Origin of the sequence: Polaromonas sp. (assembly GCF_030680935.1) — a bacterium.
Lineage (GTDB): Bacteria > Pseudomonadota > Gammaproteobacteria > Burkholderiales > Burkholderiaceae_C > Polaromonas.
This window is the reverse complement of the sequence record NZ_JAUXUP010000059.1, coordinates 1-12,621: the sequence shown is the minus strand read 5'-3', so window position 1 is coordinate 12,621 and position 12,621 is coordinate 1. Positions and strand designations below refer to the sequence as shown.

Below are 12,621 nucleotides of genomic sequence, written 5' to 3'. Positions count from 1 at the left end.
AAGAAGCGAGGGGACGAAGGCGTATCGCCCCGGGGGGTGAATTCCCCGGGGCGGGGCTGCACTATTTGCGCAACCTGGCCAACTCGGCCATCAGTTCGTTGACTGTGGAATCACCGACACCGGAGGAGTACTTGGCAATCACCGGCTTCATCTTTTCGCGCAGCTTGGCCATTTCGGCGGGCGCGAGTTCGGTAACCTGCATGCCGGCCTTCTTGAGTGCTTCGAGCGTGGCACCGGCGGCATCACGTGCGGTCTGGCGCTGGTACTTGCCGGCTTCGACGGCGGCGTCGCCCAGCAGCTTTTTCTCGTCATTGGTCAGCGTGTCCCAGAACTTCTTGCTGACGATGACCGACTGCGGGTTGTAAACGTGGCTGGTCAGGGTCAGGTGTTTCTGGACCTCGGAAAACTTGTTGGCCAGGATGGTGCTCAGCGGGTTTTCCTGTCCGTCCAGCGCCTTTGATTCCAGGGCGGCGTACACCTCGGGGAAAGCCATGGGTGTGGGGTTGGCATCCAGCGCCTTGACCCAGTCCAGATTGATGGGGTTGGGGATCACGCGGATCTTCAGGCCAGCCAGGTCTTCCACCTTGTTGATGGCGCGCTTGCTGTTGGTCATGTTGCGAAAGCCAAGCTCCCAATAGGCCAGACCCACAATGCCTTTTTCCTGCAGCTTGTCATGCAGTTTTTTGCCGAAGGGGCCATCGACCACGGCATCGGCTTCCTTCGCGTTGGCAAACAGAAACGGGAAGTCGTAAATCGCGAACTCCTTGACCTGGCTGGCCATGATGCCGGAGTTCAGAACCACCATTTCAATGGTGCCGCCCTGCAGCGCCGACACGTTGGGGGCATCGCCGCCCAGCACGCCGCCGGGAAACAGGTTGACCTTGATCTTGCCGCCGGATCTGGCGGTGACGATCTCGGCGAACTTTTCCATGCCCATCACGATGGGATGGCCCTTGGGGTTCTGGTGGGCAAACTTGATCGTGTGCTCCTTGATGTCCTGTGCGGCGGCCAGGCCAAAGGTCGCCAGGGCGGCAGCAGCCACCAGGGTCTTGATCATCAGTCGTTTCATGGTTGTCTCCTTGGAAAAAAATCGAAGTACGCAAACGGCGAAGATGCAGAGTACGGCGTACCAGACACGCCCTGCACCATGGAAATAACGCCCGGCACCGGGCTCTCCGATACGTGAAGCAACGGGCTTGGGGGAACATGCTTAGCCATAAAACCAGCGGGCCGGTACCATGACAATCTGGGGAAACAGCACCATCAGAAACATGACCGAAAACTGGGCCACCATGAAGGGCCAGACGCCACGGGTCACCTCATCCATGCTGACCTTGCCCACGCCGGCAACGGTGTTGAGCACGGTGCCCACCGGCGGTGTGATCAGGCCGATGGCGTTGTTGATGATGAACAGCACACCGAAGTAAACCGGGTCGATGCCGGCGGCCTTGACGATGGGCATCAGCACCGGCGTCAGGATCAGGATGGTCGGCGTCATGTCCATCGCCGTGCCCACCACAATCACCAGCAGCATGATGGCCATCATCAGCAGCTTGGGACTGTCCAGCAGCGGCTGCAGCAGCGTCACAACCTGCGCCGGCAACTGTGCCACCGTGATCAGCCAGGCCGATACCATGGCTGCCGCCACCAGAAACATGATCACGGCGGTGGTCCTGGCAGCGGCCACGAACAGGCCATACAGCTGGCTGAGCTTGAGTTCCCTGTAGACCAGGGTCGAAATCAGCAACGCATACACCGCGGCAACCACGGCCGCTTCGGTGGGTGTGAACACGCCGAACTTCAGGCCGACCACCACGATCACCGGCAGCACCAGCGCAAAGGTGGCGTCCCTGAATGCGGCGATGACTTCGGCGCGTGACTTGCGCGGCGGCACGACCACGTTTTCCTTGCGTGCAACGTACCACCAGGTGGCCCACAGCGCTGCGGCGAGCATGATGCCGGGAGCGATGCCGGCCATGAACAGCTTGGAGATCGACACGTTCGCGGCCACCCCGAAAATCACGAAGCCAATGCTGGGCGGAATGATGGGCGCGATGATGCTGGCCGACGCCAACAGGCCGGCGGAGCGCGCCTTGTCATGGCCCGCTGCCACCATCATGGGCAGCAGCAGGGCCGACAGCGCAGCCGCATCAGCCACCGCCGAACCGGACAACGCCGCCATCATCACTGCCGCCACAATGGCCACATAGCCCAGGCCACCCTTGACGTGGCCCACCAGGGTCAGGGCGAAATTGACGATGCGGCGCGACAGGCCGCCCGCGTTCATCACCTCTCCCGCCAGCATAAAAAACGGCACGGCCAGAAGCGGGAAACTGTCAGCCCCGTTGATGACGTTCTGCGCGAGGATCTGTGCATCGAACATGTCGAGGTGCCACATCAGCGCGGCGCCGCACAGCAGCAGCGAAAAGGCAATGGGAATGCCCAGCGCCATGGCGGCGAGCAGGGAACCGAGGAAGACGGCTATGGTCATGCGGAGGACTCTTGCGTGCTAGCGCGCAGCTGTGGTGGGGGCATGCGGCACGTCTTCCGATTCGCGGATGCCGACCAGTTCACTGTCAGCCAGTTGCCCTGTGAGAAGCCGCCAGAAATCCCTGAGCAGGATCACTGCGCCGGAGACCGCAAACACCAGGCCGCAGCCATAAAAAAGGGCCATGGACACTTCCATCGCCGCGCTGGTGGAGTCCCAGTTGATCTTTACCTGGTCCAGCGTCCCCTTGAAAAGCAGCCAGCAGACGAACAGCATGAGCACATGGCCCAGGCCCAGGCAGATTTTCTTGCCAAGCACAGGCAGGCGGGACACCAGCGTGTCGGTGCCCAGGTGGGCGCGCTCGTTGAGGGCCACGATGGCGCCCAGAAAAGTCAGCCAGACAAACAGCCAGCGCGACAGCTCTTCGGACACGGAAATGCCTGAGTTGAAGGCGTAGCGCAACACCACGTTGGTGAAGACCAGCACCACCATCAAGGCCAGGCTGGCGGCCATCAGCCAGCATAAAAACTGGCAGTACCTGTCAATGATTTTCTGGACCACGTTGTCTCCTGCGGGCGCCGCAACAAGCGAGCTCAATCCGTAATGTACGAACTAGTTAGTTTCTACAAATCGGTATTTACCCGCATAGAAGAAAGAGACTTCGTCGGAGGAGTGGCTCAGGCGCGGACGAAGCGCACGACCATCTCGACGATGCTGGCGCGGCGGGCGGCAATGGCCTGCGGGGACTGGGCGTCCCGCTTGAAGATCAGGCCGAAGGTGTGCTGGTTGGACACGTTGAAAAACGTCAGTGCCGAGATGGAGGCGTGGATGTCGATCGGGTCCAGGCCGGGCCTGAACACCTTGTTGGCCACACCCCGGTCGTAGAGCTGGCGGATGGCCTGGATGGCCGGCACATTGAGCTCCTGGATACTCTTGCTCTGCGCCAGGTAGGCCCCTCGCTCCATGTTTTCGGTCATCACCAGCCGGATGTAGTCGGTGTTGTCATGGTGATGGTCGAAGGTAAAGCCCACGAGGCGGCGCAACGCGTCCTCGGGCGGCAGGTCTTCCAGGTGCAGCTCGCCCTCAATGGCGCGCATGCGGCGGTAGGCTTCCTCCAGCACCGCGATGTACAGGCCTACCTTGCTGCCGAAGTAGTAATAGATCATGCGCTTGCTGGTGCGCGTAGCGGCCGCAATCTCGTCGATGCGTGCGCCGCTCAGCCCCTTGTTGGCGAACTCCATGGTTGCCACTTCGAGGATTCCGGCCATGGTCCGCACCGGGTCATTCGTGCGTGTGGTTTCCCGCTGCACGGCCTTGCCCGCCGGTGTTGCATTTTGCGCAAAATGTACTGCCTGGTTCATTTTGCGAGTATAGGGGCCGCAAGGCCGCTATGCCACTGCGTACATGGTCAACAGCAGCCGGCGTCTGCGTCAAACCGACGCCAGTCATGACTGTCGCTTATGCGGAACGAGTGGGAAGGCGCCTCATGCGCTCCTCTTTTGATAGCTGCTTGCGCCTGTCAATACTCGGCCGGAGACCGATTTCATTCTTCATTCCAGCCGCAGCTGGCAGACGGCAGCCCTGCAGCCTTGAGCCGAATCGCGCACAATGGCCGGGCTCCATGCACACCCGCCACTTCCTCCAGCTCATCGCCCTGTCTGCCCTCTGGGGCGGCTCTTTCCCTTTGCTGCGCATCGCCAGCCCGGCGCTGGGCCCGTGGCTGCTGGCGGGGCTACGCTGCGTGCTGGCCGCGCTGGTGCTGACGCTGCTGATGCGCGTGCTGCGTGAACAATGGCCACCGCGCGCCGCCTGGCCGCGACTGGCGCTGCTGAGCCTGCTGACAGTGGTGGCGCCCTTTGTGCTGTTCAACTGGGCGGCACTGGTGATTCCCGCCGGTTATTCAGCGGTGCTCAATGCCACAGCGCCGCTGTTTGGTGTGCTGGGCGCCGCCGCAGCGCGTGAAGAGCGCCTGACCTCACGCCGCCTGCTGGGCTGCGCGGTCGGTTTTGCCGGCGTGGCCCTGCTGGTGCAACTGGGGCCGGTTGAGGTGACGCCACGTGTGGTGCTGGCAGCGCTGGCCTGCACCGCTGCAGCGGCGGCCTACGGTTTTGGCGCCATCCTGATGAAACGCGCCACCATGGCCCATGCGCCCCTGCCCGCTTCGGCGGTGGTGCATGTGGCAGCAGCGCTGATTTTGCTGCTGCCTTCTGCGGCGAGTTTGCCCGGCGCCCGTTTCAGTACCGCTGCGCTGCTGGCCGTGGCCATGCTGGGCATCGTCACCTCAGGCCTGATGTACTGGATCAGCATGCGGCTGATGCGCGAGATCCCGGCCAGCGCTGCCACATCGGCGGCCTTCATGATCCCGCTGTTTGGCGTGGGCTGGGGTGGCCTGTTTCTGGGCGAGCCGGTCACCTGGGGCATGGTACCGGGCTGTGTGCTGGTGCTGGCGGCCACCGCGCTGATCACCGGCTTCAACCCCTTCAAGGCCGCACGCGACGTTGAATAGGGCCCACGCGTTTTTGATTCGCTATTGAATGTATAGCTGCTCACGCATACCAGATAGGGGCTAGAGGCATAAATCGCTTGAACAAAATCACGCTTTAGCCCGCAGCAGCCTTTTTGCCGTGCTGCAGCCGCCACGCCCCAAAAGCGCAGCCTGTGGCCAGCAGACTGATCACCATGCAGGCCCAGTACACACTGACCAGACCAAAGGCTGAACTGAGCAGCCCGCCGGCCAGCCCGCCGATCACACCCGGCAGGCCGTAGGCCACCACCACATACAGCGCCTGGCCGCGGCCGCGCAGGCGCCCGGGAAAGTGGTGCGACAGCAGCGCGATACACACGGTGTGGTGGGTGGCAAAAGTCAGCGCGTGCAACATCTGCGCAAACAGCAGCACCAACAGCACATGGGCAAAGCTGGCCGTCAGGCCCATGCGCAGCGCCATGGCCGCCGAGCACAGAATCAGCCAGGCGGTCAGGCTGAGCCTGGGCAGCCAGCGGCCCTGCGTGTAAAACCAGCCAATCTCAATGACCACCGACACCGCCCACAACACACCAATCATGGTTTTGCTGTAGCCGATAGAGTCCAGATACAGCGAGAAAAAGATGTAGATGCCGATGTGCGCCATCACATGAAAAAATGCGGCGGCCAGAAACCACTGCACTGCGCGCTGCCGAAGAATCGGCATCACCGGCACTTTGTCGCCATGCGCCGACGCCACTTCTTTCAGGTCGGGCAGCCACCAGACACTGATGGTCACCGCCAGCAGGGACAAAAACGTCCAGGCCGGGAAATGCCGCATGCCGAAAATCTCAAACCAGCTGCCCGCCGCAAACACCGTGAACAGAAAGCCGAGCGAACCCCACAAACGCACTCGGCCGTAACGCCGGGCATCAAACGCGCCGCCCTGGCTGATCAAATGCGCCATCGCCGCCTCGCTCATGGGCATCATGGAGCTGGTGTGGGTGAACATCACCAGCAGCACAGCCGTGAGCCACCAGACGCCATAGGTCGAGTCAAAGTCCAGCCACAGGCCCAGCGAGGACACCAGCGCCACGGTGGCGCCGTAACGCAGCAGCTTGATACGCTCACCGGTGTGGTCGCTGATGGCGCCCCATCCATAAGGCGCAAACAGCCGCGTGGCGGCCTGCACCGAGGTCAGCAGGCTGATCGCCAGAATGCTGAAGCCCAGATCCTTGAGCCACAGCGGCAGATAGGGGTTGAAAAAGCCGATGTGCGCGAAGTAGCTGGCCGACAACGCGGCAAACGGCACCAGCTGGCGGCGGCTGGTGGCCGGCGCTGCCTCAACCATCGGTCAAGCCGACCCGTTGATGGCCTGCATCGGGGACACCACGTCACCACATTGCGCGCGATGCCGCAGTGCGTGTTCCATCACGACCAGCGCCAGCATGGCTTCGGCAATCGGTGTGGCGCGTATGCCCACGCAGGGGTCGTGCCGGCCCTTGGTCACCACCGAGGTCGGCTGGCCCGCCATGTCGATCGATTCGCGCGGCGTGATGATGGAGCTGGTCGGCTTGATGGCAATCGACACTTCAATATCTTGCCCGGTGCTGATGCCGCCCAACACGCCGCCTGCGTTGTTTGATTTGAAACCATCGGGCGACAGCGAATCGCCATGGGTGGAGCCGCGCTGCGTCACGCTGGCAAACCCGGCGCCTATCTCTACCCCCTTGACCGCGTTGATGCCCATCATGGCAAAGGCAATGTCGGCGTCGAGCTTGTCAAACAATGGCTGGCCCAGGCCCACCGGCATGCCGGTGGCGGTGACACGGATACGCGCACCGCAAGAGTCGCCAGCCTTGCGCAGCCCGTCCATGTAGGTTTCCAGCGCGGACACATCGGCCACTGGCGCAAAAAACGGGTTGTTCGGCACATGTTCCCAGGACTCGAACGGGATCGCGATGTCACCCACCTCGGTCATGCACCCGCGAAAACTGGTGCCGTATTTTTCAAGCAACCACTTCTTGGCCACCGCACCCGCCGCCACCATGGGCGCGGTCAGCCGGGCCGAGGCCCTGCCACCACCGCGCGGGTCCCGAATGCCGTACTTCTGCAAATAGCTGTAGTCGGCATGGCCGGGGCGGAAGGTGTTGAGGATGTCGCCGTAATCTTTGCTGCGCTGGTCGGTGTTTTTGATCAACAGGCAAATCGGCGTGCCAGTGGTTTTGCCAACGTACACCCCAGACAGGATTTCGACGGTATCGGGTTCATTTCGCTGCGTCACATACTTGCTGGTGCCGGGACGACGCCGGTCCAGGTCACCCTGGATGTCGGCTTCATTCAGCGCCATGCCCGGCGGGCAGCCGTCAATCACACAGCCAATGGCCGGGCCGTGGGATTCACCAAAGTTGGTGACTGCGAATAGTGTGCCGAAGGTGTTGCCGCTCATGGGGGGATTATCCCAGATGGGGTCGGGGCTTTGGCCAGAAGGCAGGACTACGGGACTGATCGCAAACGTTGGCCGTAAGCGGCGACTGCGGAAAGGGCCGGCGCAGCCGGCGGACGCCCGGAAGGGTCCGTGTTGACGGCCCTGTTGGGCCTCACTTTGTCTCTTCCGCAGACGGCATACAGTGAGTCGGAAAACCACAATACATACAGTTCACGGTGAACAGGGAGGCAGTCGGGACACCGTCTTCGACAGTTGAGCCCACAAAAGGCCTCTTACAGGCGGGACACTTTGCAGAAACAATCGCACCAAGCAAAAAGAGTGCGGCAAAGAAGCTGGCAAGTGCACCCGCAAGTGCCACCGTACCGAAGGAGTTGGAAAGGAGCAGCGGTTGAACCCCAAGTAAAACGAAGCAGACCATCGCGACCATGAATGCCGCCTTGCAGGTGCGCTGGAGAGCTTTGATCTGTGTGAGCTTCATTGTGATGCGTAACGTGAAGACGATCGGACCAAAACAACTTGCGGCAAAGCTGCCTCCTGTTGTTGTGGGTCCGTGTTGATTGCCATGTTAAACCGCACCGCTTCACCCAAATCTATTGCTCTGCCGGAATGGTGTGCCAAGATTTGATTCCCGCAAAACACTCGATACAGACAATTGTCATTCCATTGAATTCCTTGAAGGCCTCGGTCATCTCGCCTTCAGCCAGGAATTTCTCTTCACACGCATGGCACCAGGCTTGGAGATCGGCAGGATCGGACGAGTTCTCAACGAACCCAGCAGGTGACAGCTTCGCGGCGTCCAACAGGTGCTGACAAACGACAGTCGCTACGCGCTCCCCGTGTGGGCCGCAGTTGATAAGCATTGGCGTTGTTTCTGCCATGGACTGTGCGGTTTAACGTTGGAGGCTACCGGCGCACAGCAAGCGCCGCGAAGCGGCAACCTGCTGCTGTGTGTCCGTGTGGGCCGACCCCGTTAGGCGTCGCCGCGAGTGCTGCTACCGAGCGACTGTTCTTGTGCATGACATGTACTCGTCTTGTAGGCGTTGCTCCTCGCCTCTCAAAGTGGTCTGCTCTTGAAACGTAAGAGTCCGCCCCTTGTATCGCTGTTGTAGGTCGTCTCCGCGGCGTCGTACACCGGCCAGGCATTCATCGACTTTCGCTGTGGCCGCGGGTGAAGGCTTTGGCTTGCTCGCCCGTGTGCAGTCTTCGACTTGTTTCGCAGCGGCCGCAAGTGCAGCATTTAGATTTTTCGACCAGATTTGCTCTGCGGTCTTGTCACCCTTCTCAGGACGCTGGGCCACAAATTCCCGCTCAATACGAAGCTGCTCTGCCTGACCCTGGGCAGTGCACTTGTCTTGAGCCGCGCTGGCCAGTGGAAGCAAAATGGCGAGGAGGAGGGAGATTGCGTTGTGGGGCTTCATAGCGATGCTTTGCGGGGTAATGCTGGGGATTTGGCGACGCCTAACTTAATGTATGGAGCAAATCCTGCTCTACAAACTGGCCTCTGCTCGATATTCTGGACATGCCATTCCTTTGAAACAGGCGCCTTTATTGGCTTTGCGGAAATCGGTCATGAATTTATACAGGTATAGAACAAACGCAAAACCCGGCAGTGCCGTTCTTGATTTTAGGCGGCGTCGGGCATCAAGAGCGTTGCCCAACCAGGCGGAGCGTCGTTTTCCTGGAACACTTCCTGCTTGCCGCAGTGCAGCATTTCCTCAACGCTGCACCGCACCAAGGAGCACCCCATGCTGGACCGCACCAACACCACCTTCTCCCACGTCAAACCCGGTGACACGCCCTTCGTGTCTGGCGGTTTGCGCGACTTTTTTCTTTACCGCGATTTGGGCATAACCGAGGCGACACGCGGAAAAGTAATCGCGCACCTTGTCAAGGCGAACATGGCACCAGAAACAGGCACGGGCTGGCACCGGCATGAGGCGGACTTCCAGATTGTGTACATGCTCAAGGGCTGGGCGCGTTTCATGTACGAGGACAAGGAAACCCTGGTCGAAGCCGGTGACGTGGTGCACCAGCGCCCGGGCATCAAGCATTGCCTGTTCGACTATTCGCCCGACATGGAGTACCTCGAGATTGTTTCGCCAGCGGATTTCACGTCAATTGATGTTGAGCCGGTTTGCGAGATTCCGCCACCCACCCCCTGGTAGATAGAGCCCCCACGGTTGCTCACTGCGTGTAGCGCCCTGCCCCCCAAGGGGGCCGCTGCGCCTGCAGGCCGGCATAGCCGGACCTGCGGCCCCTGCTTGAATAAGACTCAGACTGTTTAGTCGTTCATACGCCAAAGCCCCCTTCCAGCGGGGGCCGCGGAACCGGCTCTGCCGGGCCGCAGGCGCCGCCCCCTGCAAGGGGGAAACAGGCTACACGCAGTGAGCCTGAATGGGGGTGTTCAAAATTCCGCGTCCAGCTCGTCAATATCGTCCGGCTCTTTTTTCGCGGCGGCCACCCACTCTTTCATCGCGGGCAGTTCCATGATGCGCTTGCAATAAGCGGTAGCGCTTTTGTCCAGCGCCACGTCGTAAGTCAGGAAACGTGTCACCACCGGCGCGTACATGGCGTCGGCCACACAGGGCTGCTTGCCAAACAGATAAGGCCCGCCGTAGCTCGCCAGGCATTCTTTCCAGATCTCCAGCACGCGGTCGATGTCGGCCTGCGCGCGTGACCATATCTTGAAGTTGGGAAAGTGCGCCTTGAGGTTCATGGGCAGCGAAGAGCGCATGGACGAAAAGCCTGAATGCATCTCGCCGCAGATGGCGCGGCAATGGGCGCGGGCTTTCACCTCGGCTGGCAACAGGCCGGCTTTGGGTTTGATTTCGTTGAGGTATTCGGCAATCGCCAGGGTGTCCCAAACCTTCACGCCGCCATGCTGCAGCGATGGCACCAGCATGGAAGGCGCGAGCAGCAGCATCTCGGCCTTCATCGCCGGGTCGTCGGGGGAAATCACTTTTTCTTCAAACTCCAGACCGGCAAATTTGACCATCAGCCATCCGCGCAGGGCCCAGGCGCCGTAGTTTTTGCTGCTGATCGTCAAGACGGCTTTGGCCATGGCGCTACTCCTGAAGGCGAAAAGAAGTGCCCCGCTGCCGCAGGGAGGTGCCAGCTCTCCGCAAGCCCTGTGCCAACTGCTCCCATGCGCGGATTGGCCCGTAACTTGCCTGCACCCGGGTATCGGCCAAAAGCCCGCTCACGCCAGGACTCCCATGCTTTACCAGGCTTACCAGCTCCAGTCCGACCTGATGTCCCCGCTTCGCCTGTTGGCGCAAAGCGGCAGCGCCGCCTTCTGGCTGGGGCGCACGGAAGGCAGCTTGCTGCGCAAGCTGTCGGCTTCGATGGACGTTTTTTCGCGCATGCGGGTCACCCACTCACGCCCGGCCTACGGCATCACAAGCGTGCACCTGGGCGAACGCGAGCTGGCGGTCAGCGAAGAAACCGTGCTGTCCCTGCCTTTTGGCACCCTGTTGCGCTTCAAGAAAGAAGAAGCGGCTGACAGGCCGCACCAGCCTGCGGTGCTGCTGGTGGCGCCGCTGTCGGGCCACTTTGCCACGCTGCTGCGCGAAACCGTGCGCACCTTGCTGCAGGACCACGATGTGTACATCACCGACTGGCACAACGCACGGGATGTATCGCTGCGCCACGGCCCCTTCAGCCTGGACGACTACATAGAACACATGATCCGCTTCACCCAGGCCATTGGCCCCGGCACCCATGTCATTGCCGTGTGCCAGCCTTGCGTGGCGGCGCTGGCCGCCACCGCCCTCATGGCCGAAGACGATGACCCGGCCCAGCCGCGCAGCCTGACCCTGATGGCCGGCCCGGTCGATTGCCGCGTCAACCCGACCGGCGTCAATACCCTGGCCACCAGCAAACCGATTGAGTGGTTTGAAAAAAACCTGATCAGCCACGTACCGCTGCCGCACGCAGGCTACATGCGCCGCGTGTACCCGGGCTTTGTGCAGCTCAGCGCGTTTTTAAGCATGAACCTGGACCGGCACAAAAAATCCTTCAAGGACATGTACCAGCACCTGGTCGATGGCGACGTGGACAAGGCCAATGTGATCCGCCTGTTTTACGACGAGTACCTGGCGGTCAACGACCTGCCGGCCGAGTTTTACCTGGAAACGGTCGAGAAGGTGTTCCAGACCTACGACCTGGCGCTCGGCAAACTCAGCTACCGTGGCCGCATCGTCAACCCCGCCGCCATACGCCGCACCGCGCTGATGACGGTCGAGGGCGAGCGCGACGATATCTGTTCAGTCGGGCAGACGGTGGCCGCGCAAGACCTGTGCAGCAGCATCCGGCCATTCATGAAAACCCACCATGTGCAGACCGGTGTAGGGCATTACGGCGTGTTCAGCGGGCGCAGGTGGAACCAGCAAATTTACCCTCGGGTCAGGGAGATGATTCACGCCAGCATGGGGTAAAATTGTAGTCGAATTGGCCGCCAGCCCTTTGCTGCCGGGCGTAGGCAGCTACTGAATTTATAGCAAAATTCGGACAGAGGCCATGCCTCAGAGCTTGGTCTCTGGCGTCTCGTCTTCTTCAGAAGGCCAATCCCGGATATAGGCCTTGAGCATCTTGTTCTCGAAGTTCTGGCCATCGACCACCGCCTTGGCCACGTCGTAAAACGAGATCACACCCTCAAGCACTTTTTTGTTCAGCACCGGCATGTAGCGCGCATGCCGGCCCAGCATCATGCGGCGGACTTCATCGATCTCGGTGTCGGGGGTGCAGGTCAGCGGCGCGTCGTCCATGGCCGTGCGCACCAGCGTGCCGCCGATCTCGCCGCCATTTTTGACGATGCAGAGAATCACCTCGCGGAAGGTCAACATGCCGACCAGGTCGCCGTGCTCCATCACCACCAGTGAACCAATGTCTTTTTCGGCCATGATCTGCGCCGCCTTGGCCAGTGGTTCGTCAGAATGGACGGTATAAAGGGTGTTGCCTTTGACGCGCAGGATATCAAGGACTTTCATGGGGCGCTCCTTCAGGAATTTGTCTCGGCAGTCTGCAGGTTCTTCCCCGGTGCCGCCCGGCGGAAAATTCAGTTCAAATATAGCCCACAATCCGTTTGCAGGCCACCTCAAGTTGTTTCAGGCTGGCCGCCGTTTTTGTCTATCCCTTCCGCCATTTTCTGGAGACACCATGTCTGGCTACTCTGACCCGGGCTTCGACACGCTGGCGCTGCACGCAGGCGCCACACCCGACGCG

General features: G+C 61.0%; 14 protein-coding genes. 4 read left to right on the top strand and 10 right to left on the bottom strand.

Annotated features, from left to right (window positions below):
- Nucleotides 1–61 precede the first annotated feature (61 nt).
- The 4 genes from Q8L50_RS14535 to Q8L50_RS14520 form a co-directional block, all read right to left on the bottom strand.
- Nucleotides 62–1,069 carry a TRAP transporter substrate-binding protein gene (locus Q8L50_RS14535; protein WP_305349352.1) on the bottom strand — a complete coding sequence of 336 codons (1,008 nt, stop codon included), beginning with the start codon at nucleotides 1,067–1,069 and terminating at the stop codon, nucleotides 62–64.
- A gap of 141 nt (nucleotides 1,070–1,210) precedes the next feature.
- A complete protein-coding gene (locus Q8L50_RS14530) occupies nucleotides 1,211–2,491 on the bottom strand; it encodes a TRAP transporter large permease subunit (RefSeq protein WP_305349351.1) in 1,281 nt (426 codons plus the stop codon).
- Between the two features lie 18 nt (nucleotides 2,492–2,509).
- Nucleotides 2,510–3,049, bottom strand: a complete 540-nt coding sequence (locus Q8L50_RS14525; RefSeq protein WP_305349350.1) for a TRAP transporter small permease — start codon at nucleotides 3,047–3,049, stop codon at nucleotides 2,510–2,512.
- A 116-nt stretch (nucleotides 3,050–3,165) separates the two neighbouring features.
- Nucleotides 3,166–3,849, bottom strand: coding sequence for a TetR/AcrR family transcriptional regulator (locus tag Q8L50_RS14520; protein ID WP_305349349.1), 684 nt, complete (start codon nucleotides 3,847–3,849; stop codon nucleotides 3,166–3,168).
- A gap of 260 nt (nucleotides 3,850–4,109) precedes the next feature.
- Here Q8L50_RS14520 and Q8L50_RS14515 point away from each other — a divergent pair, with 260 nt between their 5' ends.
- A complete protein-coding gene (locus tag Q8L50_RS14515; protein ID WP_305349348.1) occupies nucleotides 4,110–4,994 on the top strand; it encodes a DMT family transporter in 885 nt (294 codons plus the stop codon).
- Nucleotides 4,995–5,088: 94 nt separating this feature from the next.
- On the opposite strand, the gene Q8L50_RS14510 is transcribed toward Q8L50_RS14515, so the two are convergent.
- From Q8L50_RS14510 to Q8L50_RS14495, 4 genes are all read right to left on the bottom strand, one after another.
- On the bottom strand, nucleotides 5,089–6,300 hold the full coding sequence (locus Q8L50_RS14510) for an MFS transporter (RefSeq protein WP_305349347.1): 1,212 nt from the start codon (nucleotides 6,298–6,300) through the stop codon (nucleotides 5,089–5,091).
- 3 nt (nucleotides 6,301–6,303) lie between these two features.
- A complete protein-coding gene (gene aroC, locus Q8L50_RS14505; RefSeq protein WP_305349346.1) occupies nucleotides 6,304–7,398 on the bottom strand; it encodes a chorismate synthase in 1,095 nt (364 codons plus the stop codon).
- Between the two features lie 151 nt (nucleotides 7,399–7,549).
- Complete coding sequence (locus tag Q8L50_RS14500; RefSeq protein WP_305349345.1) at nucleotides 7,550–7,876, bottom strand: hypothetical protein; 327 nt, start codon at nucleotides 7,874–7,876, stop codon at nucleotides 7,550–7,552.
- A gap of 112 nt (nucleotides 7,877–7,988) precedes the next feature.
- Complete coding sequence (locus Q8L50_RS14495; protein ID WP_305349344.1) at nucleotides 7,989–8,276, bottom strand: hypothetical protein; 288 nt, start codon at nucleotides 8,274–8,276, stop codon at nucleotides 7,989–7,991.
- Nucleotides 8,277–9,143: 867 nt separating this feature from the next.
- On the opposite strand from Q8L50_RS14495, the gene Q8L50_RS14490 reads away from it, so the two are divergent.
- The gene (locus Q8L50_RS14490) at nucleotides 9,144–9,563 is read left to right on the top strand and encodes a cupin domain-containing protein (protein ID WP_305349343.1); all 420 of its coding nucleotides are present in this window, start codon (nucleotides 9,144–9,146) and stop codon (nucleotides 9,561–9,563) included.
- A gap of 239 nt (nucleotides 9,564–9,802) precedes the next feature.
- On the opposite strand, the gene Q8L50_RS14485 is transcribed toward Q8L50_RS14490, so the two are convergent.
- Nucleotides 9,803–10,459 carry a glutathione S-transferase family protein gene (locus Q8L50_RS14485; RefSeq protein WP_305349342.1) on the bottom strand — a complete coding sequence of 219 codons (657 nt, stop codon included), beginning with the start codon at nucleotides 10,457–10,459 and terminating at the stop codon, nucleotides 9,803–9,805.
- A 154-nt stretch (nucleotides 10,460–10,613) separates the two neighbouring features.
- Between Q8L50_RS14485 and Q8L50_RS14480 the strand changes: the two genes are divergently transcribed.
- Nucleotides 10,614–11,834, top strand: coding sequence for a polyhydroxyalkanoate depolymerase (locus tag Q8L50_RS14480; protein WP_305349341.1), 1,221 nt, complete (start codon nucleotides 10,614–10,616; stop codon nucleotides 11,832–11,834).
- A gap of 87 nt (nucleotides 11,835–11,921) precedes the next feature.
- Here Q8L50_RS14480 and Q8L50_RS14475 read toward each other — a convergent pair whose 3' ends face one another.
- Nucleotides 11,922–12,386, bottom strand: coding sequence for a CBS domain-containing protein (locus Q8L50_RS14475; protein ID WP_305349148.1), 465 nt, complete (start codon nucleotides 12,384–12,386; stop codon nucleotides 11,922–11,924).
- On the opposite strand from Q8L50_RS14475, the gene Q8L50_RS14470 reads away from it, so the two are divergent.
- Nucleotides 12,385–12,621: hypothetical protein (locus Q8L50_RS14470; RefSeq protein WP_305349340.1), on the top strand; the 237-nt coding region annotated here is incomplete at its 3' end. The two genes, Q8L50_RS14475 and Q8L50_RS14470, sit on opposite strands and share 2 nt — an antisense overlap.